The sequence below is a fragment of the Paenibacillus sp. WLX2291 genome, from assembly GCF_046603665.1.
In the GTDB taxonomy this organism is placed as follows: domain Bacteria; phylum Bacillota; class Bacilli; order Paenibacillales; family Paenibacillaceae; genus Saccharibacillus.
Window position 1 is genome coordinate 1,707,057 of sequence record NZ_CP176755.1, and the last position, 23,076, is coordinate 1,730,132.

A 23,076-nucleotide genomic window follows, 5' to 3' on the forward strand; every position below is an offset into this window, starting at 1 on the left:
TCGGTCGAAAAAGATAAAGAGATCTATTTTCCGATAAGGATGAGAACGAATGACATTATTGAGAAAAAGAATTATACAACAGCGACAACAGATCATGCTGCAACTTCGCAAAGAAGACGGTTTCTCGTTAATTGAAGTAATGGCGGCGATTGTGATTTTGTCCGTCATCATCATGATGGGTTTGACGTATTTTAGCAGCTCCCTATCGTATACCAAAACGAATGAGAACAAGACGGTTATGGTGAATCTGGCGCGTAATGCGCTAGTGTATGCGGAGAAGCAGGATTTTGCTGCATGGAAAAAATATTTTATTACCGATAGCAAAGGTGCCATCACAGGAACCTCTTGTACGAGCAGCAGCGCGTGCAGTCAGTATAGCTTTCTTGTGACCAATTCCAGTCCAGAGGTGCTGGCACGAGTACTGAATCCGAATATTAATGGTGTTCAGTATACGGTGACGATCCGTTACCAGCCAACATCAACAACGACTACTAGTACGTCGACTACAGCTACAGATATTCGTAACAATACGAGTTATTTGCTCCCAATTCAAGTTAGTGCGCAGCCGACGGGACGGACGAATGTCACCGGAACGAATGTGGAGGGATATATCACCAATGAGACAATTCGTTGACCGTCTGCGCAGTCAGGATGGATTTTCGCTAGTAGAGGTGCTGGCTGCGCTGATCATTACCGGCATCATGGCAGGGGTGATCTATGGAGTCGCGCTGTTTGGATTTCGTAGTTATTATCAGATCAATACCGATAATTTGCTGCGTTCGAATGGCGATATTTTGACGACATCGATCATTACGCAGTTATACAGCTTTGCCCCGGAGCGGGTGCGTCAGATTACGAGTGGCGGTAACCCGGTCGGCATTCGATTGGAACGTACAAGTCAGGCATCGACAGCGCAGTCGGGCGATATGGAGATGTCGGATATTTATGTGTACGGCGGTGTGCTGTATATCGGGAATGTACAGCAGGTTGCAGCGGTGAACAAGGCACTGTTATCGACCAATCTGGATCTGCCCGCAACGAGTACACAAGGAGCGCTGCTGCATGATGCGAATCGCGATGGCATTGATGATTTGGCAAAAGCAGTCTCGCTGCAAGGTCGCATTCTGTTGAACAATAGCTCTACGATTGCAATTCAATCGCCAGACGGCAGTACCTTTTATACGACTGGTATTATTAATGTATTGCTCAAACTGTCCAGTGACAATCAAGGGCAGAGTAACGGCATTTCGCTGCAAAGCAGCTTTGGTTTCTAACGAGTGTATAGCATACAGGAGAGGTTGGCTTCCATGATGGGGAGAAAGACAACAAAACAACATCCATCGGCATCTGCTGACCAGCATATTCGTATCGGTAGCCGCATACGGAATAACTGGCGCAGTGAACGTGGATCAGCGCTAGTGATGGTCATGTTTGTACTACTGATTATGACTGTGCTTGGTTTGGTGGTCATGCGTGCCACGCTGACGGATGCTTTTATGACCGAAGTACGCGAAAGCGATGTGCAAAGTTTGCATCTGGCTCAGAAATCACTGGATGAAGCGGTCGCGCTCATTGGTTCACAGCTGAACTTGAGTGGAGATATCGATCCGGTCGCGCTCGCGCAAAAAGTCGCAACCGTCAACACCAGTTTGCAGAATCTGGTAGTTGCTAATGCGTCGGTGCCAGTAGCGAAGAACGGACAGAACTTTTCCCGATTAATCAGTGCCGCTATGAAACAAGAGACGACAACTCGCTTCGTCTTCACCTTGACTTCAGAAGCGACAGTGAACAAAATCTCACGTAAACTTCAGCAAAAGGTAACGATCGACAGCTATCCGGAATTTCTGAGCTATGCATTCGGTTCGGAAAATAATCTGATCCTGAATGGTGCGCCTGATATCGTCGGCAATATCTACGCCGGCGGACTGCTGACGACAGATAATATCGCTAATTACGAATACAAAGGCAAGCAGCTTACGGCGTCGACGACGTATCCACTTTTAAATGGCAATGCGTATGTGCAGTCATTCGGTTCCATTGTCAAATCCGGCGAACCGATCAGCCAGCAACCGCAAAATACGGAGAGCGCATTACAAACTGCTCTGAATATTCCAGTCGAAAATGTAATGATTAAAAACAAGCAAAAATTCGTTCAAGTGAATCTCGACGATACGTTTGTCGATAAGCTGGCACAGGCAACCGGCATTGCGCGCGATACGCTGAAAACGAAATATGCGCAGACAACCACCGATTCCACCGGCACCAAAAACGCAGCTACGCTGATCACATCCATTCTGAGCGATTCGGCGTACAGCAGCAGCACGACCTTTGATCGCCTGGATCTCAAACCAGTTACACTGCCTGCCAATCCGACAGATGAGCAGATTGCTGCGGCGCAGAAAGCGGAGGCGGACAAGCAGACCAAAGTGCAAACCAATTTGCCGCAGCTGACCAAATCGACTATTTTCGATGGCGATCTGACACTGGATGGACAGACGCTGAATGCACTGGTTTATCCAGAAAAAAGCAGTACCGTTACAGGCACGGACGGCGTATCTACATTTAACAAATGGTTTATCGTGAACGGGAACCTGAATATTATCAATACTGGCAATACCCCGATCAAAATCCAAGCCAATATCATCAGTACCGGAACGGTCACGATCAAAGGTAAAGTTACGATGGACTCGTCCATGTATGTGATGAAATCAGCAGTATCCGGTTCGTATTCAACCGTGCTGGAGGATGCGGTCATTACCGGGTTGAATGATAAAGAAGTAGTGATTATGTCCAAAGGTTCGATTTTGCTGAATCGGTTTGATTCCTTCAATAATGCACAACCTGCACAATTGACCGGCTTCTTTTATACCGATGCACAGGCGACGCTATACGGTGTCGGTTCCAAATTCGCACTAAATGGCGGCTTCTTCTCCAAAGGTGACCTGACCGTTAATGCGGTTAATGGAGCAGCCAATGCAGGCGAATCGACGATTGCCTTTTCCGCTCCGTTTAACCGTAGCGACAGTCGGTTTAAGGTGACGTACAGCGACAAAGTATACGCGCATCAAGGATTGGGATTACCGCGTGTCAATCAGATCACCGTTAATGTCGGTAAGCTTCAATTGTTACCGCAGAGTGCCTCTTGACGATGAATACGATGTGAATCTTTTTATCATATGCAAATGATCATGGTTGTAAAGTAAAGGTTTGATAGAGCAGAAGAAATAATCTGCTTAGCGTTACAACTTCCCATCGTTTCAAACGATCCTACAAGCAACAAGCCTAACATGCTATCCATGTCATAATTGAAAAAGCCCAGAACGCTGTTATTCTCAACGTTCCGGGCTTTTTGTTATGGCTGCATATCTGTTGACAGCAGTAGGAATGGCTTAGTTTTAGTACTAGATTAGTAGCGATTGCCATCCTGACTTGGACCGCTGCTTTCGCTCGTATCCGAAATAGTGACGGTCGTGGATGCGCTGATGCTTGGATAATTGGTATAGGTTGCTGTAATGGTAGCTGTTCCTTTTTTACGTGGTGTCAATTGACCTGTACTCGTATTGAGCGTAACGAGATCTTTGTTGCTGGTGCTAAAGACGACATTCTTCCAAATATCCGCAGCCAGCTGTGCATCGGGATCTTGACTGAAGACCAGATCTTGTTTGAGATTGTAGGCGGTTAGATTACCGACCTTCAGATTGTTACGAGCCGTTTGTCCACTGGTCAGGAAGTTCAGACTGATCGGATCAATCGTGATCGTTTTCTTTAACGTGTTCGTACCGTCGGTAACCGTAATGATTGCCGATCCAGGTACAAGCGCGCCTAGCACAAGTTGCGGTGAGCTGGTATCGGAGAGCAGTTTCAGTGAGCCTGTTCCCTGATTCTCAACGGTCCAAGTAACTTTGGCGACATTACTGGAAGCCATGGAAGCGGACAATGTCAGAACTTGCCCCATCGGGATACTCGAAGCGCCGTCCAGACTCAGTTTATCTGTGATCAATACCGTATACGTGGCTGTTTTGCCTCCACCTTGTACGGTCACTACTACCGTGCCAGGCTTGTTTGGCGTCAGCTGGATACTGCTGCCTGTACCTGTAGACAAGGTGGCTGCTCCCGTTGGTGTACTCGACGTGATCGACCAGCGGTATTCACTTGGTGCCAGATTCGCTGGATTGGCGGTTACGTCTAGTTTGATTGAACCATTGCCTACCTGAGCTGTCTTTGGACCGCTAATCGTCAATATCAGCGGATTAACAATCTCAATCGGGTGCTCTGCGGTATACGTGCGTCCATTCAGCGTAGTCACGGTCGCAACAAGCGTTACCGTGCCTGGTGAACTGCCACGGACGATGACATTCCAAGGATTGGCAGTATCCGCAGTAAGGGTTGCTTTGTTTTCGCTAGCATCTTTGAATGACCATTTGACAGTAGCGGTATTGTTTGCCGGAGTTAGAACGGCAGTGTAGGTGCTTTGTTCATTCATATTCAGCGAGACCGGTCCGTTTATAAGCAATCCAGGTTGAATGACTGTAATAGTCGCCGTATAGGTAGCATTGCTGCCATCGGTTGCTGTAACAGTCACACGGGCGGTTCCTGCACTGACGGCGGTCGCTGTCGCTGTTTCGCCGCTTGCACTTACCGTTAGAACCGCTGGATTGTCCGAAGTCCATTTTAATACTTTATTATTAGCATCTGTAGGCAAAACGACTGGAATGAGTGTCTTCTGATCACCGACAAGCATTGTGTCATTCGGCAGTGTGAGCGAAGACACTTTCACGATGGACTGGAATACGATATCCGGGAATACAATCGTTGTTTTGGTTCCGGTATTGGAATCCGGCAGCGTTACATTACCGCTGAACAATGGCAGTTTAGCTCCGCTTCCGGAACCGTTCATGGATGCGGCAATGAGTGTACCTTCAATACTTCCGCCAAAGCTAACCGCCGCTTGCGGTGCCAGAATGGAACCTTTGATACCGATCCCACTCATGCTTAGCGTAGTTGCTTGTTTAAAATTAAACAGTACCTGACCTGGATTAAGATCATTGCCATCTGTATCTTTGATACTCAATCCACCACTCATAGAGACGGTAGTTCCGCTTACATTCACAATAACGGTAGATGTTTTGGGAACTTGAATATTCAAGGAACTGGTATTGCTGATGGCAAGGCTGGATACATTAAATACATTCAATGATGCATCCGTACCGGTCAACGTAACGCCTCCCTTTGATTCCAACTTAGTCGTTCCGTTTGCAGTCAAAGCTGCCAATTGAGTGGATACGGTATTCAATTTGGTAAATGCCGTATCAAAGTTAATCGGCTTCGCTTGTGTAGCGGTGTAGCCTTTGTATTGAGGAGCTGTAATCGTACCGCCGTATACGGCAATACCGTTTTGCACGGAACCGCCCTCTACACTCAGGTTACCGCCGGCGATCAAGACTGGCGTGTTGCTTGTTGTATTGGTTAACTTGCTACCAACATTGAAGCCGCCGCTCAAGGTTACATTACCGCCGCCAGCCATTTTACCTTCGCTGGAGAAGCCGGAAGAGTTCATATTGATATTGCCTTTAATGAAGAAATTATAATCGCCCGCTGCACCGAGAACATTGGTGCCGTGAATATCGTAGTATTGCAGTTTGGCATTCAGTAAGCTGTAGGCTCCTTTTGTCTTCGGTGTAACGGTTAGTTGAAATTTAATCGGATCAACTTTGTCTGGGGTATATGCTTGTATACCATTTTTTGTAGTCAAACTATAGGCGATATCGCTATATGGCATCGTCAATGTATACCCAGTAGCAATGGTTCCAGATTTAACCATACCAGTAGGTAACGAGTTTGTATCGACTTCCAGATTTGCAGGCAAAGTTTCGGTATACTGGATACCCGAAACTGCCATATGAGCGAAGCCTTGCTCTTCGCTGCTCACAGAGCTATAAGCAATAGTTTGCGGAGTGACTGAGTATTGCAAAGTAACCGGTTTTTCATTTTCAGCAGTATTGGTTGTAGTATCAACACCGGAAACGATTTTGCGTTCGGTCAACAGATTTGCTTTGGCTGGATCGATGGTCAGGTTGACCGTTTTGGTTGTAATCGCACCTTGTTTATCACGTACTGTAATTTCGATTTGCAGTGCGCCGCCTTGAGGCAATGGATTGGTGAATGTCTGGCTGATAGTCTGACCGGTAACGACCGTTTTTTCGGGAATCTCCAGATCCGTTAGATATGCACCGTTGGATTTGAATTTGACGCTCGTATACAGTGTACGGTCTTTTAGATCCCAGTCGTTCGGCGTGTAACTCAGTACAAGATCACGAAGATAGGATGGCTTGCTGCTGCCGTCCAGCGGCGCTACTACACTAATATCTGGCGCATGGTTGGAGCCGATAAACGCTCGGTACATCGTATTGACGAACAGCTTTTGCTCCCATTCCGGGAACTGGCTATTCGTATGACCGGTACCGGAATAGGTGACATTTCCGTTGGAGTACGTATAGTAATGGTTCCAGCTATCTTGTACATCTCGGTTGCTGCCGGTGATATTGTACCAGGAGACAATATCGGGATCTTCTAGATTGAGCGTAAAATACTGGTCATGCGTCGTATTGATCTGACCAACGTTACCAGAAGACGGTTTGACAGTCAGGTCGAACGGATAGGTTGTCAGTAGACCAGTATTGACAACCTGTGTTGTGGTTGAGGCATTTACTGCATTCAGACCAATATTCGTTTTGGGAGCGATCTGACCAGACAATTGTTGAAATGCATCGATCCATGGTTTTGTTTTGGCACTTTGAGCAGTTGATTCATAGATCGTATCATGCGTAAACATAACCGCTTGACCAGAAGCAATAAAGTTTTTGATTGCTTTGGTCGAATCGTCAGTCAAGGTTGCGTATAGATTGTATTCATCGCGGAAGCCGAAGATTAACATGTCATAGCTACCGTTCAGATTTTTGGAGGTAGTCGTATTGAACTCCGGCATCTGTACTGTCGTAATATTCAGCTGATAGTCGGTGCCAGCCAGATACGTCTGTACCATATTGCTCGATTTCAATAGACTGCTGTTTGTATTGTCTGATGGCATAACCTGAAGTACACGAACGACTGTTTTTTCATCTTGATAACGAATAACGCCAGTGCTGTACGTGGACAGGGCGCTACCGGACTGGGTATTGACGATTTCTAGTTTCCAGTACAGCAGACCGGAATATGCCTTCGGCAGCGCATAGCTAAGCGTACCGGACGAATCGCTCAAGATCGTACTGGCGACAAGATTGTCGCTATTGGTCTGGAACACTTTATCTACACTCAGATACAGATTGGCGTGTACATTGCCGGAACTGTAATTGGAAATGTTATCAGTAGTGAAGGCGAATTTCAATTGATCGCCCAATTTGTAAATGTTTGCTTTGTTCGTACTATAGTCAATCGGCAAGCTGCTAATGGTCATCTGTGGTCGCTGGGTCATCAGCTTGTACAGACTAGAGCTAGTGCTCTTGATCTGTGTCACGACCGAAGGCAACGTCGTATCGTTTACAAACGTTACATTGCTCACTTTACCAGCAGTCGTGCTGTATTTGGCAAATGTGCTGTATAGAATGCGCTGGTCGGCTGCCACTTTGGTCGTATTTGCAGTCTGGCTAAGAATAGACTCATGCAAAATAACCGGCAATCCTTTGCCAATATAGTTGTTGACGATATCGTCTGCTTTCAGATGCGTAATATCGTTCATAATGCCAGCGGTGTTATGATCTTGTCCGTTCACACCGGCGGTACTATACGTTCCTTTACCAATATAGATCGCATCATACTTGCCGCTCAAATCCTCGCGTAGAGCAACAAATTGCTTCATCCGCATCGTGGTCACAGTCACATTGGATGTCCCTTGCAGCTGAGTGCTCAGCGCAAAATCCCCGTTATCGTTGATCTCCAAAATTTTGATCGAATACGGGGTAGATGCTCCTGCCATCATATGGAATAGCGGAATGCTGACCAAGCATAGTAGCGCGGCAAGCAGGATGATTTTTACTTTTTTAAGCTTCATTGGCGGGCGCCTCCAGCAATTTTAATTCAGCTGTAATCTTTGATATCTCAGATTCCGATACATAGAGTACGTACTTAATTATATATCGGCTTACACCGCCGATTTATGAATGACAAATAACCTAATTTCGGCAAAAAAATGAATCAGATTCAACATTTCCATCTACTATACATTTCAATCCGATTCTGCCGATAATGGTACTATAATATCCGAATTCTTCCATTTTATGCTGGAGATGAATAACGACATGAAGATTATGAAAAAAAAGCTGGGAGACTTATTATACGAGAACGGTCTGATCTCTCAGGAGCAATTGAATCAAGCACTGGAAGAACAGCGAAGCTCCAAACGTAAATTGGGCGATGTATTGCTGGCGCAAGGGTATATTACCGAGCAGCAACTGATCGAGGTATTGGAGTTTCAGTTGGGGATTCCGCACGTCAATCTGTTCAAATATCAGATTGATTCTGCGGTCACGCAGATTATTCCAGAAAGTATGGCGAAGCGCTATCAGGTGTTGCCGTTTATGAAAGAAGGCAGCAAGCTATTCGTGGCGATGGCGGATCCGCTGGACTATTTTGCAATCGAAGATTTGCGTATGAGTACAGGATTCCGTATTGAACCGGCGATTTCCAGCCGGGATGAGTTGCAGCGCGCGATTGCCCATTACTATGGTCTGCGCGATTCGATGAGTCAGATGATGGGGGAATTGCCAACAACCGAGGAGATCGAGGAAACAGAGATTACCGACGAATCCTCGCCAGTTGTAAGGCTCGTTAATCAGATGATCCAGCAGGCGGCGCATCTGCGTGCTTCCGATATTCATATCGATCCGAATGAGAATGATGTCGTAATTCGCTACCGGATCGACGGACAGATGCGCACCGAACGTCATCTGCCCAAGCAGATGCAAGGCTTCATTACCGCCCGTTTAAAAATTATGGCAAAGCTGAATATCGCGGAACGCCGGTTGCCACAGGATGGACGGATCAAATTACAAGTCGATCTGAAAATGATCGATATCCGCGTCTCGTCCTTGCCAACCATGCACGGTGAGAAGATCGTTATGCGTTTGCTGGATCTGAGTACAGGTGTGAAGCCGATTGATCAGCTTGGTTTCAATTCCCATAATGCAGCGGCTTTTCGTGAAATGATTGAGCAGCCGTATGGCATCCTGCTCATTACTGGCCCGACTGGTAGCGGGAAGACGACTACGCTGTATTCGGCGCTAAATGTGCTGAATGTAGAAACGTCCAACATCATTACCGTTGAAGACCCGGTGGAGTACCAGTTGGAGGGAGTCAACCAGGTACAGGTGAATCCGGGGATTGGACTGAGCTTTGCATCCGGTTTGCGTTCGATTCTGCGTCAAGATCCGAACATCATCATGGTGGGGGAAATCCGGGATAACGAAACAGCCGAAATCGCGATTCGTGCATCATTAACCGGTCACTTGGTGTTGTCTACCCTGCATACGAATGATGCTGTTAGTACCGTCATGCGTTTGCAAGATATGGGCGTGGAATCGTATCTGATCGCTTCATCCCTACTTGGAATCGTGTCTCAGCGTCTTGTACGCCGAGTATGCCCGGATTGTCGTCAGCATTATGAGCCAACAGAACAAGAAGCAGTATTGCTGCAAAGTCGCGGGATTCCGATTGATCGCTTACAGCGCGGCAAAGGCTGCGGTAACTGTAACCATACCGGCTATCGTGGACGGGTGGCGATTCATGAAGTGTTGAAGATCGATCAGCAATTGCGCGAGATCATTTCTCAGGGAGCATCACTGGAAACGATTCGTAATGCCGCTCGGGAACAGCAGATGATCACGCTGATGGAAGATGGCTTGCGCAAAGTAGGCGAAGGCGTAACAACCTTGCAAGAAGTGATGCGTGAAACGGTATCCTACTAAATGTAAATAACCGTCCTATCGTGGCTGATGTCATAGGCAATATCGTGACAGCAGCCGGCAAGAGACAGGGGGAATGAAGTAATGAATGATATACACCCGGATATCCGACAGATGCTGACCGATATGGTTCGATTGGGCGCTTCCGATCTGCATTTGTCCGCCGGTTCTCCACCGATTATGCGTGTGAATGGAAAGCTGGATGCCCGCTCCAATGAACCGCTAACGAGCGAGCAGATTGGACAGATGGCGCTGCAACTGCTTGGCGATGAGCGATATGCCCATTTTCAACAAAAGGGCGATATTGACTTCTCGTACGCAGTAGAGAATAGCGCACGCTATCGGATTAATATTTTCCGGCAAAAGGGAGCGGTTAGCGTCGCCGCCCGCCGCATTACGAATGAGATTCCAACGCTGGAGCAGTTGGGATTGCCGCCGCTGTTAAAAGGTCTGACTGAGCGTCATCAAGGATTGATCCTCGTGACCGGACCGACTGGTAGCGGTAAATCGTCTACACTGGCGGCGATGATCGGTTACATCAACAATCGTCAAGCCAGGCATATCGTAACGCTGGAAGATCCGATTGAGTATGTGCACAGCCACAAGCGTTCGCTGATCAATCAGCGGGAAGTAGGTAGTGATACGGCGACCTTTGCAAGCGGAATTCGCTCGGCGCTTCGTCAGGACCCAGATGTGCTGCTCGTCGGTGAGATGCGCGATTTGGAGACGATCTCCGCCGCTGTTACTGCCGCCGAAACTGGTCACTTGGTGCTAGCTACGCTGCATACGAGTGATGCGCCGCAGACAGTGGATCGGATCATTGATGTGTTTCCTGCCCATCAGCAGGGACAGATTCGGATTCAATTGGCAGCAGTCTTAACTGCGATTGTCTCGCAGCGGCTATTGCCAACGCTAGATGGAATGGGGCGCGCATGTGCGACTGAGATTCTGATCAACACACCGGCAATCGCCAACCTGATTCGTACCGAGAAGACGCACCAGATTCGTAGTATGATGCAAACCGGCAAACAGCAGGGCATGCACACGCTAGAGATGAGCATTCGCGATCTGATGCAGTATGGCAAGATTGATCCTGCAATCGGTCGTCTGTACTTGCCGGAGGTGAGTGTCTGATGAAGCAATTTCAATATCAGGTTCGCACCGTTAATGGTAAGGAATTAAAAGGTACGCTGAGTGCGTCCGACAAAACAGCGGCACTAGAAGAACTACGTCGCCGCGGATTGACTGTATTTTCACTAGAAGAAAAGCGTATTACGCTGCTGACGAAGGATATTTATATTGGTAATCCGGTCAAAACAATTGATTTTATCGTCTATTGTCGCCAGTTTGCTACTTTGATCAAAGCAGGCGTAACGATTCTGGATGCAACCCGTATTCTGGCGGAGCAGACGGAGAGCAAGATTTTGCGCAAAGCATTGCAAGATGTGCACTCCCGTCTGATGCGCGGGGTGTCGCTATCACAGGCAGTTCAGGATCAGCAAAAGATTTTCCCACGATTGTTTATTAGCATGATTCGCGCAGGCGAAGAATCTGGTGATCTGGAGAATACGCTGGAACGACTTGCCGTTTATTTTGAAAAGCGGCATGTCACCAAGGAAAAGATCAAATCTGCTCTTGCTTATCCAGTCACCGTAGGCATTCTGGCGGTAGCGGTCACGATCTATCTGCTGTGGGCGATTGTACCGCAGTTTGTCGATATGTTCGCTTCGATGAATGCCAAGCTGCCGACGATCACTATCGTCGTCCTAGCACTCAGTAAAAGTATCCAGCATCAATGGTACATCTGGGCGCTCGTTCTGCTGCTGCTTATTATCGGATTTGTCATGATGAAGCGTTCAGAAAAAGGCGCTTACTGGATCGATTATGCCAAGCTGAAAATGCCGGTGTTCGGCATGCTGAATCAGAAAGGCTCGATCGCCCAGTTTGCCCGCACGTTCTCGTCGCTGTATGCCAGCTCCGTACCGGTATTGCAGTCGCTCTCTATCGTGACAGAGGTGGCAGGCAATCGTGTCATTGAGCGATATCTGAATGAAGCTAGCGAATCGCTGCGCAAAGGACAACCATTGTCCGATCCGCTCAAAAAAGCATGGGTCTTCCCGCCGATGGTCACACAGATGATCGCGATTGGCGAAGAAACCGGTGCACTGGATCAGATGCTTGCCAAAGTCGCTGACTTTTACGAGATGGACGTGGAAAATACCGTTGACCGTCTCAAATCACTGATTGAACCGCTATTAATCGTCTTTCTGGCAGCCGTCGTAGGCGTTATCGTTGCAGCTATTATGCTGCCGATGTTCAGCCTCTATAACTCGCTATAATCGTTCAACCGATTATATATATGTACTACCACTTAAATTCATCCATTGGGGGAAAAACAATGTTAACTACAAACTTGAAAGCATTTGGTAAAAAAGGATTCAAAGCACTGGGTAAAGACGAGAAAGGCTTCACACTGATCGAGCTCTTGGCGGTTATCGTTATCCTCGGTATTATCGCAGTAATTGCAGTTCCATTGATCGGTAATATTATCAATAATTCACGGACAAATGCTGATCTGAATACTGCTTCCCAAATATACAATGCTGCTCGTATGTATGTAATTGGTGAGCAAAATGGTGATTTTGCAAATGCTGGAAGTGTAACAGTTCAAACTTTGATGGATAAAGGGTATCTTGATAAAGGTCTTACTTTACCAAGTACTAAAGTTGCTATAGTAAGTACAGGAAAAGTTACTTTTGCTACTTCAGGTCAATTAGATTCCGTCACTCTCAATACTGATGCACGGGGTTCTGCAAGTGGTTTGTATACTGCAGCACAAGTACTCAGTGTAAATAAAGATGCTAAGACTACATCTTAATAAACCTATGTATTATTAAATAGAGTACGAATCATTTTAAAACAAGTTATCAGCATTACCTACAGGAACCGGAACACAACTCCGGTTCCTGTTTAAATTCTGCAACAGGAAAGTGAACGTGAACCGCAATGACAATACTGATCGGAATCTATATGCTCATACTCGGTATGGTACTGGGGTCTTTTTATAACGTAGTCGCTCTGCGTGTTCCGGCAGGCGAGTCGGTCATTCATCCGCCTTCGCGCTGTCCGCACTGCGGCACACGGCTGACAGGTGCTGATATGGTACCAGTATTCAGTTACATCTGGAGTCGGGGACGCTGCCGCAACTGTCAAGTACCCGTATCGATGCTGTATCCGGCAGGTGAAGCACTGACCGGGCTGCTGTTTCTATGGATGTATCTGGCATATGGCTGGAGCATGCAAATGGTGATCGGGCTGGTGCTGATCAGTCTATCGGTAATCATCACAATAGCCGATATACATGTTATGAAGATTCCGAACCGGATTTTGCTATTCTTTTTGCCGGTTGTGGTAGTACTGGTATTGCTGTTCCCGTTCACATCGTTATGGAGTCATCTCGCAGGCGGGATTGGCGGCGGATTGATCTTATTGATCGCTGCACTTGCCAGCCGCGGCGGCATGGGCATGGGCGATATCAAATTATTCGCATTGTATGGCTGGGTGCTGGGTTTGTCGAGTATGCTTGTCGCCTTATTTGCAGGTTGTCTGCTCGGCTTGATCGTCGGACTTCTTCTGCGCGCGATCGGCAAACATGGCAAGCAGCAACCCATTCCATTTGGTCCATTTCTCGCAGCCGGTACACTGATCGCTTACGTATACGGACCATCCATTATCAGCGGGTATCTCTCGCTGTTCGCATAGGAGGAAAGCATCGCATATGCTTCAATTCAAATCATCGACACATGCAGGTCTCTCGATTGAGCAAACCGGTATTCGCTATGTTTCCCTAAAAAAGAAAAAGCAATGGGAGCTGGAGCAGAAGCGCTTTTTGCCATTGCCTGCCGGTGTCATCGTCGAAAATCAGATCGAAGATGCAGACACACTAGGACAGTTGCTACAAGGGTGGGTGACCAAGGAAGGGCTGAAAAATAAATCCGTTTCCCTGTCCATTCCGCCATCCCGTATTCTCGTGCGCACGATGAGCATCCCGGTTTCTTCGGTGAAACAGGCGGCGCAACTGGTACAGCTGGAAGTGGAAACGGGGATGCACTTGCCGTTTGAAGATCCGGTATACGATTATATCGTAACGAGTACGGATGCAGACGAAGCCCATTTGCTCGTATTTGCCGCGCCTAGTCAGATGGTCAAGGACTATGTGCAATTGTTCGAAAATGCCGGTATGCGCATTGCCTCTGTAGAGATTGCTACGACCTCATTGTCGCGCGCTGTGATGATGGAACAGGATCTGCAATTTACCGAAACGATGCTGCTACAAATTAACGGTCGCGTACTCGATATGTATATGTTCCGCTCGGGCTATCCTGTATTTATGCGGACGATTACACTCGCATTGCCGGAAAATGAATATTACAGCGAAGAGGAAAATCGTCAGTTAACCGAGGAAAGTCTAGGCGATATTACATCCGAGATTTTGCGGATGCTGAACTTTTATCAGTACAGTCTGCATGACGGTTCGGTACGGATCGAGAATATCGTCGTTACCGGTTCTGACCGTGAGCGTACATTGTTAGAAATGGGTTTGACCGATGCACTCACCGATCTGACATTATCCAATGTAAACTTTCAATCTGGCAACGGTGCATTTCGTAGCGATGCCGAATTAAATGATTATCGGATGGCGGTTGGTGCGGCGCTGAGCGATGAAGGGCAGCAAACGATTAATTTGTTGCCACGTACCGAACGTCGCAAGCAGCAGAGCTCCTATGTACTCGTTGGTGCGGCGGCGGTCTGGGTGCTGCTGATGGGTTTGACGTTGTTCGGTTATTTTGACTATCATGCGCGTATTGATGCGCAGGAGCAGCAAATTCAGCAATTAACCGACGACAACACGACCGCACAACTCGAACTGAACAAGCTAAACGGCAATGGCGCAAGCAGTGGCACTAGTGCGCAGGCGATCATGAATGCTGTCATCCAGTATAAAATGGATGTCGTTAACGTACTTGGTCAACTTCGCAGTGCATTGCCTGCTGGTGGCGCGATGCGCAATATTGCCTTTGACCGCAGTAGCGATATCCAGTTGACGGTCAATGTACGTACGCTAGCAGACGCATCGGCGTATTTAATCAAATTGCGCGGTATGGGTTTTGCCAATGGGGTGGATATTAATACCGCATCCCGCGACAATACCGCAGGCGCTACTTCTACTAGTGTCGTGCCACTGCAACTGTATTCTGTCGTGTATACGATCCATTTGCAAAATCCTGCTACCGCGCAGAGCGGCACCGTAGCAGGGCAAACGGGTACGACAACATCCGGTACATCGTCAACATCGGATACATCATCGGCGCCAAATACATCCACAACATCAACCACTACACCAACATCCCAGCAGGGAACGACAACCACAACCACGACCGAAACGGAGGGCACCAATGGAACAGCTAACTAAATCACGTCCTGCTATGCTGCTCGGTCTGTCTCTACTGTTTCTGATCCTGCTGGCTGTCTATATGCTCGGTGTTCGACCGCTAAGCGAACGATCTGCCGAGTATGACCAGAATATTGCGCAGATGCAGGAAGAGAATACTTTGTTGCAGCAAAAGGTCATCGAATTGAAAAGTAATGCCGCAAGTGAGGAAACGGTCACACAAGCCGTTCCATCTGCTGATCAGAGCGAACAATTGCTGCTATCTCTGCAACAAGTTGGACAAAAAAGTAATGCTCGCCTGACTGACATTGCCTTTGCAACCAAAAATGCAGCTACCGATACCACTGCCACATCTCCCGATGCGCAATCTCTACAAATCCCGGGCGGACAACTGCAAATGAGCGCCCAAGTTGAAGGCGGCTATACCGAAATCAAAAACTGGCTACGTGAAGTACAGAAACTTCCGCGCCTTATCACCGTCGATTCGTTCAGCTTTGACGAACCGTATCAGGCATCCAAAGCGACTCCATTCATTACAGCTAAAGTCGTCCTCACCGCTTACTACACGCAATAAAAAGCAGCTTATTCTATATCCAATCAACTAGCCCATCGGAATTAACTCCGGTGGGCTATTTTCATGATTTGCAGTTTTCATTAAAATGCACACGTTAAACTTTTCTTGCCTATCGCTTATTTCCGCACATTTTCAGGTGAACAGGTATGTTATGATAATAGTTGTCAACACAACCGTTATAGATATGAATCGTCCTGAGTTGCTTTAGAAACCTTGTGAAACGTAGATGTGGAGATGAAACTAGATGAGAGAATGGACAGACAACTTTACCCGAATATTCGAAAAATATATGTTTGCCATCATCCCCGGCACGCTGTTGATCGGCTTTTTGCTGTCGGATCAGTTGATTGATTATGCAGGCTGGATTCCGTATTTGTTTGCCTATGTGACCTTTGTGATGGGCATCGGCTGTGGTCGGCGGCATGTGCAGGGAGTCCTGCGCAGACCGCTACCTGTCATTGTTACGTTGCTAGTGACGCATCTGGTTGCACCGCTGTTCGCTTACGAATTGGGACAGCTGATGTTTGGACCAGATTCGCCGTATACGATCGGGCTGGTGCTGTTTACTGCTATTCCGCTTGGCGTATCGTCCGTATTGTGGGTTAGCATGTCGTCTGGTAATGTAGCGCTTGCGCTTGCGATGGTCATTGTCGATTCGGCAATTAGCCCATTTGTCGTACCGGGTTTGATTGAATTGTTTTTCGGTACAGGTGTGCACTTTGATACGCTCGGTATGATTCGCGATCTGATGTTGATTATCGTAATGCCAACAATGCTTGGCATGATCGTATATGAAGTATCCGGTGGCAGATTCAAGCCGTGGTCGGCGCCGGTTACCTTGCCATTGTCCAAGCTGTGCTTTATCGGCGTCGTTCTGCTCAATGCAGCAGCGATTGCGCCGCAACTGCATGAACTGAAAGGCAATCTGCTAGTTGTTGTTCCGTCGGTCTTGATCATCGTGGCGCTTTGCTATGGACTCGGTTACGTCTGTTCTGGTATACTTCGCGCAAAAGGTCTTGAATTGCCCGCAACGCTTGCTTATGCGTCGGGGATGCGCAATATTTCGGTCGGCATGGTCATTGCGATGAGCTATTTTACCCCGCAAGCGGCTGTACCGGTAGTGCTTGGCATTATGCTGCAACAGCCGATGGCAACGCTGCAATATTCGATCTTTGTGCGTGTCGCCGCTTATCGCAGCAAACAGCGGCTCAAGGAAGCCAATTATATCAAAGGAGATTGAATGTTCCGCATGAAACCGTTCCGTATCCGCCTCACGCTGATCATTATGCTGCTGCTCGCCGTTCTCGGTTTGGCAGCTGCTTTTACGATGGCGCATATTTACAAAAGCTCGCATGAGCAAACATTGGAAGACAATATGCTACGCGAAATTCGGCTGCTGGAAACGACCTTTGACTTTCAAGCGGTCGGCACGGAAGGACAACCCGCCAACAGCATACTGGATTATTACACCCAGCAAGCACAACAGATTGGCAAGCTGACCGATTCCAGAGTGACTTTTATCGAGCTGGACGGTACCGTGATCGGCGATTCGGAAACGGATCCGCGCGGCATGAACAATCACAGTACGCGTGAGGAGATTGTGGCAGCCAAGCAAAATGGCGTTGGTAGCGCTATACGGTACAGCAGCACACTCAAGGAAAATATGCTATACGTCGCTGCACCGGTGAACAAAGGCGATACATTTAACGGGTATATTCGCCTGTCGATGAGCTTGACGGCGGTGGAAGATGGCGTGCGTAGTGCATGGACGATTATGGGCATTAGCTTGCTCGTGCTGTTTATTGTAGCGGCATTGGTCAGTTATTATGTCGCTGCCAGTCTGACGCGTCCGCTGGAGCATATTACTCGGGTCGCAAACCGAATTTCGCGATTGGATTATGGAGCGCGCGTCAAGTTGGAACGTCAAGATGAGATTGGCGAACTTGGCAAGGCAATCGATAATATGGCAGACAGTCTGGAGATGCAGCTCAAAGTCATTCGCGATAATGAAGACCTGCTGCAAAGCGTACTCGCTAACATGACCGGTGGTATGGTCATGGTCGATGATGGCGGCAAAATCGCATTGGTGAACCGTTTTGCCGAGGAAATGCTAAGTATCAACTCCCGCCGTATGATCGGCAGACCGTATCATGAGCTGAAGCAGCATTATGAACTGAGTCGTCTGCTTGGGGAAGGATTGCGGCGCAAGGAGCGCATTCATGATGAGCAAACATTGTACAATCCAGAGCCGCGTTTGATCGAGATTGACGGGGTGCCGATGTTCGAGGACGACGATGCGTATCGCGGGATGCTGTTTCTCATTCAGGATGTATCCAATATCCGTCGTCTGGAGCGGATGCGCAGCGAATTCGTCGCGAACGTATCGCATGAATTGAAAACGCCGATTGCTGCGGTCAAAGGCTTTGCCGAGACACTGCTCAGCGGCGGTGTCAATGACGAGCAGACGGCGCGGTCGTTTTTACAAATCATTTATGATGAGAGTGAGCGGCTGAATCGATTGATCGGTGACATTCTCGAATTGTCCAAAATCGAATCCAAGCGCTCGCCGCTGGAATTTTCGCCGATTCATCTGCAATCGTTTTTCGAGACAATTCGTGAGATGCTCAATTCATCGGCAGCGAAGAAGAAGATTACGATGGAGATGAATGTACCAGAGGAATTGTTTATGGAGGCGGATGAAGATCGGCTGCGGCAGATTTTTGTGAATCTGATCTCCAATGCGATCAACTATACGCAGGATGGTGGCATGGTCAAGCTGGCTGTGCATGAAACGATGTCTGAGCGTGGTGAGGAACGTATCGTATTCGATGTGACCGACACCGGTATGGGCATTCCGCGTAAAGATCTGCCGCGTATTTTTGAACGCTTTTACCGAGTGGACAAGGCGCGCTCACGCAGTTCAGGTGGTACAGGACTAGGATTGTCCATCGTTAAGCATCTGGTCGAACTGCATCATGGGCTAGTAACGGTGGAGAGTGAGGTTCATATTGGCTCTACCTTTACAGTGAACCTGCCGCTGCTGCAAGGCGATGAGTACGATTTGTAATCTTGTGCAGACAATATTTTCTAGAAATTGTAAAATGAATGTATGCTGCTGTATTGTTTGACGCAGTAGCATGTTCATCTTGCGGAGGATAGGTTGATGAATGTCGAACCGCGGGATCATCAAATTATTTTATTTTACACTCTGTTAACAAAATAGTGATATGCTGGTCACGGTGAATGAAATGTAAACCCGAGTGGAGGTTACCATGACGAAACGATTGCTGGTCATTGAAGATGAATCAACGTTGTCCCGGCTGTTATCCTACAACCTGACACAAGAAGGATACGAAGTAACGGTAGAGGATCACGGCAGTGCCGGTCTGGAACGTGCACAGAATGAATCGTTCGAGCTGATTCTGCTCGATCTGATGCTGCCGGGCATGTCGGGATTGGATATTTTGCGCAAGCTGAGAAGCTCCGGCATTCGTACGCCGGTTGTCATTTTAACAGCCAAAAACGCGGAAGAAGAAGTGGTAGAGGGTCTGAAAGCGGGAGCCGACGATTATATCACCAAGCCGTTTGGCGTGTCCGAGCTGCTTGCCCGTGTAGCTGCTGTTCTGCGGCGTGCAACAGGGCGCGAAGATCAGCCAGTGGATGAAGATGTACAGGAAAGTCGCATTGAGCTGGGCGATCTGATGATCTACCCGGATAAATATGAGGTGGCGCTTGGTACTCAACAGATTACACTGCGTCCCAAAGAGTTTGAAGTATTGCTGTACCTTGCTCGCAAGCCCGGCGTCGTGATGACACGCGATGATCTGATGAATGCGGTCTGGGGCTTTGATTATATCGGCGGACAGCGTACGGTGGACGTTCACGTCAGTTCCTTGCGTAAAAAGTTAGAGCTGGACCCGGATTCGGTACATATCGATTCCATACGCGGTGTCGGCTACAAATTGGTCGTTCGCAAAAAAACAGGTGCTCCTCATTCCGGTTAACGGAGTGACGGGCATCTTTTTTTGCGGCAAATTACATAAGCATGCGGTAGTTCTGCATTTGATTTTACAATGATCCTTTAGTCTTGTAGGTAAGAGTGCTACTAAAGAACTAAGGAGTGTATAACCTTGACTAGCCCCGCCCTAAAAGAACGCCAGCCTCAACCAGCCGCTTCATCATCCGAGACGGATACCTATACAGCAATCCCAGCTGATTCGCAGCCATCTTCCCAATCTATACAGCCAGAAACCGAACGCCCGGAATTGCAATTGCGTCACTATCTGCTCACCGTACCCGGCATCCCGAAAACGGAACATTGTGGTGATACGCTGCAACGCTTTCGCAACGATCAGCAGATGCCGTGTGTTGCCGTCTGTGATGAACATAACACTCCGCTAGCACTGGTGATGCGGGAACAGTTTTATCGTCGTATGGCAAGTCGATTTGCCAGTGAATTGTATTATGCGCGTCCAACAAGTCGCTTCAGCCAGCTGGAGCCGCTCATTATGCAGATTAGCGATGATCCAGCAGTCGTTGTCGATGCGGCATTGGCACGTCAAGGCGAAGCTTTTTATGAATGTGTGCTGTTGACTGATCAAGGCAAGCTCGTCGGCGTAATTACGATTCGTGATCTGATGGAGCTGTCACGACATTTGCAGGCACGCTCTGAGCAGCAGCGTGTGCGATCATTGCGGCAGTCTGGCAGCTTTGTACAGCAGATTGCCGAAGCGGTTCAGACAGTCAGCGGTGCAGCCCGTCAGACATCGCAGCAACTACTGTCGATCAAAGAGCGCACGATCAGTGGTCATCAGCAGCTACATGAAGCAAGTCACAGCTTCCAACAGGCACAGCGGCTCGTCAATCACCAGCGTGTACAGGCAGAGCAAATGCTGGAGCAGACCGTTCAAGCACGGAAAGTCGTCGATGATGTGGCAGAGCTCGCCGGGCAAAGTAGTATGCTCGCTCTCAATGCGTCTATTGAAGCGGCACGCGCGATGCAGGCGGGACGTGGCTTTGCCGTTGTAGCATCCGAGATGAGATTGTTGTCGGAGCGCATTACGGCGATGTCATTGGATATCGGACGACTGCTGGGCAATCTGAACGGTATGATCGGTCAATCTGCTGAATCCAGCCAGACGGCAGAGCGTACGATGGACGACAGCATGAATCGTATTCAGCAGGCGGATCAGTTGTTTGCAGAGATGGCATCTTCGGCGGACGCGGCAACCGAGCAGGCAGAGCAATTACGGAACACGGCGGGGACAGCGAGCCGATTGACGATGCTGGTCATGCAGGAGTTGGAGCGACAAGCTTGATTGTAATTTTTACATTGCCTTTACAATTCAAAAGTTCTCGGTTTACAAATATCCCGTATGATTTATAGATGCTGGCATCCACAGGGATGTCGATAGGTATGAATAGAGAATTAGGGGAGTGTGACCTTGTGTCAGACATTATTCGCATCGAACAATTGAACTTGTACTATGAGAAGCATCATGCTCTTAAAAATATTGCATTGAATATTAAAGAAAAAGCGGTCACTGCCTTTATCGGTCCATCCGGTTGCGGGAAGTCGACGCTGCTGCGTACGTTGAACCGGATGAACGACATGATCCCCGGTACACGCATTGAAGGCAAAGTAGAAATTGCTGGCTCCGACATTTATGGAGACGATGTGGAAGTAGAAAGTCTGCGTCAGCAGGTCGGTATGGTATTCCAGCAGCCGAATCCATTTCCAAAATCGATCTATGAGAATGTCGCCTACGGTCCGCGTCTACACGGCGTCAAATCCAAAGCCGAGCTGGACAATATTGTAGAGCGCAGTCTGCGCCAATCCGCATTATGGGAAGAAGTGAAGGATTACCTCAAGAAATCCGCCTTCAGTCTATCCGGCGGTCAACAGCAGCGTCTGTGTATCGCCCGTGCGATTGCCGGTCAGCCCGATATTCTGCTGATGGATGAAGCGACGTCCGCGCTGGATCCGATCTCCACGCTCAAGATTGAGGAGCTGACGCAGGATTTGAAAAAGGAGTATACGATTGTGATGGTGACGCACAATATGCACCAGGCAGCACGTATTTCCGATCAGACCGCCTTTTTCCTGAACGGTGAAGTGGTGGAGTCAACCGATACGACAGAGATGTTCTCCAATCCGACGGATTCGCGTACAGAGGATTACATTTCCGGGCGTTTCGGCTAATACCTGCCACCCGGCAACTGCCAGTGGACATTTGAACAAGTTAATAGGAGGATCATGTATGCCCAACCGGAAAGGATTTGACGACAGCCTGTACGAACTCCGCGATCTACTCACAGCAATGGGTGATCATGTAGTCGACGCATTGCAGGAAGCGGTGCAATCATTGCAAAACAAAAACATCACGCAGGCGAAGCAGGTCGTGGATAACGATTACCGTCTGAATGAACTGGAAGAAAAGGTTATGGATATCGGCTCGCGTCTGATCGTTACGCAGCAGCCGGTAGCGAAGGATTTGCGCCGTATTATCGTCGCATTCAAAATCTCCAGCGATCTGGAGCGCATGGGCGATCTGGCACTGGATGTAGCCAAAGTTACGCTGCGACTGCAAGGTGCCGAGCTGATCAAGCCGCTCAAGGATATTCCGCAAATGGCGGACATTGTTGTCCAGATGACGCAGGATTCGATTCGCTCGTATCTGGATGAAAATACCGATCTGGCGCACAAAGTCGGCGTCGATGATGATCAGGTGGATCATCTGTATAGCGGCATGATCCGCGAACTGCATGAGCATATGAAGGATAACGGAGCAGATGGTCCGCAGGTCATGCTGCTGAATCTGACTGGACGATACATTGAGCGTATCGCCGACCATGCAACCAATATCGCCGAGAGCGTCGTGTACCTCGTCACCGGCAAGCGTCCTGATCTGAATAGTTAGAGACTCATGACGAATGAACTGCATAACAGCCTGTTTCTTCCGCAAGCACCGGACAAGTTTCCGGTGCTTTTGTTTTGGAAGTGAAGCCCTTGTGGTATCATAGAAGAGAGAGATTGGTGACGACTTTTCAGTCATGGAATACCATCCCGGTGTACGTGTCGACTACAGGAGGAA

General features: G+C 48.3%; 17 protein-coding genes. 16 read left to right on the forward strand and 1 reads right to left on the reverse strand.

What is annotated here, in order from left to right:
• Positions 1–49: 49 nt before the first annotated feature.
• Genes ACDE64_RS07370 through ACDE64_RS07380 form a run of 3 tightly spaced genes read left to right on the forward strand, consistent with a single transcriptional unit; the run spans position 50 to position 3,146 of the window.
• Positions 50–634, forward strand: coding sequence for a prepilin-type N-terminal cleavage/methylation domain-containing protein (locus ACDE64_RS07370; RefSeq protein WP_411349528.1), 585 nt, complete (start codon positions 50–52; stop codon positions 632–634).
• Positions 618–1,274 carry a prepilin-type N-terminal cleavage/methylation domain-containing protein gene (locus ACDE64_RS07375; RefSeq protein WP_411345832.1) on the forward strand — a complete coding sequence of 219 codons (657 nt, stop codon included), beginning with the start codon at positions 618–620 and terminating at the stop codon, positions 1,272–1,274. Before ACDE64_RS07370 ends, ACDE64_RS07375 begins: the two co-directional genes overlap by 17 nt.
• Before the next feature lie 33 nt (positions 1,275–1,307).
• Positions 1,308–3,146 carry a hypothetical protein gene (locus ACDE64_RS07380; protein WP_411349529.1) on the forward strand — a complete coding sequence of 613 codons (1,839 nt, stop codon included), beginning with the start codon at positions 1,308–1,310 and terminating at the stop codon, positions 3,144–3,146.
• A gap of 260 nt (positions 3,147–3,406) precedes the next feature.
• On the opposite strand, the gene ACDE64_RS07385 is transcribed toward ACDE64_RS07380, so the two are convergent.
• On the reverse strand, positions 3,407–8,047 hold the full coding sequence (locus ACDE64_RS07385) for a DUF5057 domain-containing protein (protein ID WP_411349530.1): 4,641 nt from the start codon (positions 8,045–8,047) through the stop codon (positions 3,407–3,409).
• A 247-nt stretch (positions 8,048–8,294) separates the two neighbouring features.
• Between ACDE64_RS07385 and ACDE64_RS07390 the strand changes: the two genes are divergently transcribed.
• From ACDE64_RS07390 to phoU, 13 genes are all read left to right on the forward strand, one after another.
• Complete coding sequence (locus ACDE64_RS07390; RefSeq protein ID WP_411349531.1) at positions 8,295–9,959, forward strand: GspE/PulE family protein; 1,665 nt, start codon at positions 8,295–8,297, stop codon at positions 9,957–9,959.
• A gap of 81 nt (positions 9,960–10,040) precedes the next feature.
• Positions 10,041–11,090, forward strand: coding sequence for a type IV pilus twitching motility protein PilT (locus tag ACDE64_RS07395; RefSeq protein WP_411349532.1), 1,050 nt, complete (start codon positions 10,041–10,043; stop codon positions 11,088–11,090).
• On the forward strand, positions 11,090–12,295 hold the full coding sequence (locus ACDE64_RS07400) for a type II secretion system F family protein (RefSeq protein WP_411345837.1): 1,206 nt from the start codon (positions 11,090–11,092) through the stop codon (positions 12,293–12,295). The genes ACDE64_RS07395 and ACDE64_RS07400 overlap by 1 nt, the downstream gene beginning before the upstream one ends.
• Positions 12,296–12,354: 59 nt before the next feature.
• Positions 12,355–12,834: a type II secretion system protein gene (locus ACDE64_RS07405; RefSeq protein WP_411349533.1), complete on the forward strand. Its 480-nt coding sequence runs from the start codon at positions 12,355–12,357 to the stop codon at positions 12,832–12,834.
• A 128-nt stretch (positions 12,835–12,962) separates the two neighbouring features.
• Positions 12,963–13,718 (forward strand): prepilin peptidase, encoded by a 756-nt coding sequence (locus ACDE64_RS07410; protein ID WP_411349534.1) that lies wholly within the window; start codon positions 12,963–12,965, stop codon positions 13,716–13,718.
• Between the two features lie 16 nt (positions 13,719–13,734).
• On the forward strand, positions 13,735–15,429 hold the full coding sequence (pilM, locus tag ACDE64_RS07415) for a pilus assembly protein PilM (protein ID WP_411349535.1): 1,695 nt from the start codon (positions 13,735–13,737) through the stop codon (positions 15,427–15,429).
• Positions 15,413–15,982 (forward strand): type 4a pilus biogenesis protein PilO, encoded by a 570-nt coding sequence (pilO, locus tag ACDE64_RS07420; RefSeq protein WP_411345841.1) that lies wholly within the window; start codon positions 15,413–15,415, stop codon positions 15,980–15,982. The genes pilM and pilO overlap by 17 nt, the downstream gene beginning before the upstream one ends.
• 244 nt (positions 15,983–16,226) lie before the next feature.
• Entirely contained in the window at positions 16,227–17,222 is a 996-nt protein-coding gene (locus tag ACDE64_RS07425; RefSeq protein ID WP_411349536.1) for a bile acid:sodium symporter family protein, read from the forward strand.
• A gap of 9 nt (positions 17,223–17,231) precedes the next feature.
• Positions 17,232–19,049: a two-component system histidine kinase PnpS gene (gene pnpS, locus ACDE64_RS07430; protein ID WP_411350248.1), complete on the forward strand. Its 1,818-nt coding sequence runs from the start codon at positions 17,232–17,234 to the stop codon at positions 19,047–19,049.
• A 205-nt stretch (positions 19,050–19,254) separates the two neighbouring features.
• The gene (locus ACDE64_RS07435) at positions 19,255–19,986 is read left to right on the forward strand and encodes a response regulator transcription factor (protein ID WP_367055635.1); all 732 of its coding nucleotides are present in this window, start codon (positions 19,255–19,257) and stop codon (positions 19,984–19,986) included.
• A gap of 126 nt (positions 19,987–20,112) precedes the next feature.
• Positions 20,113–21,300: a methyl-accepting chemotaxis protein gene (locus ACDE64_RS07440; RefSeq protein WP_411349537.1), complete on the forward strand. Its 1,188-nt coding sequence runs from the start codon at positions 20,113–20,115 to the stop codon at positions 21,298–21,300.
• 98 nt (positions 21,301–21,398) lie between these two features.
• Positions 21,399–22,184: a phosphate ABC transporter ATP-binding protein PstB gene (gene pstB / locus ACDE64_RS07445; protein ID WP_411345845.1), complete on the forward strand. Its 786-nt coding sequence runs from the start codon at positions 21,399–21,401 to the stop codon at positions 22,182–22,184.
• Positions 22,185–22,242: 58 nt separating this feature from the next.
• Positions 22,243–22,902, forward strand: a complete 660-nt coding sequence (gene phoU / locus ACDE64_RS07450) for a phosphate signaling complex protein PhoU (RefSeq protein ID WP_411345846.1) — start codon at positions 22,243–22,245, stop codon at positions 22,900–22,902.
• Positions 22,903–23,076 lie beyond the last annotated feature (174 nt).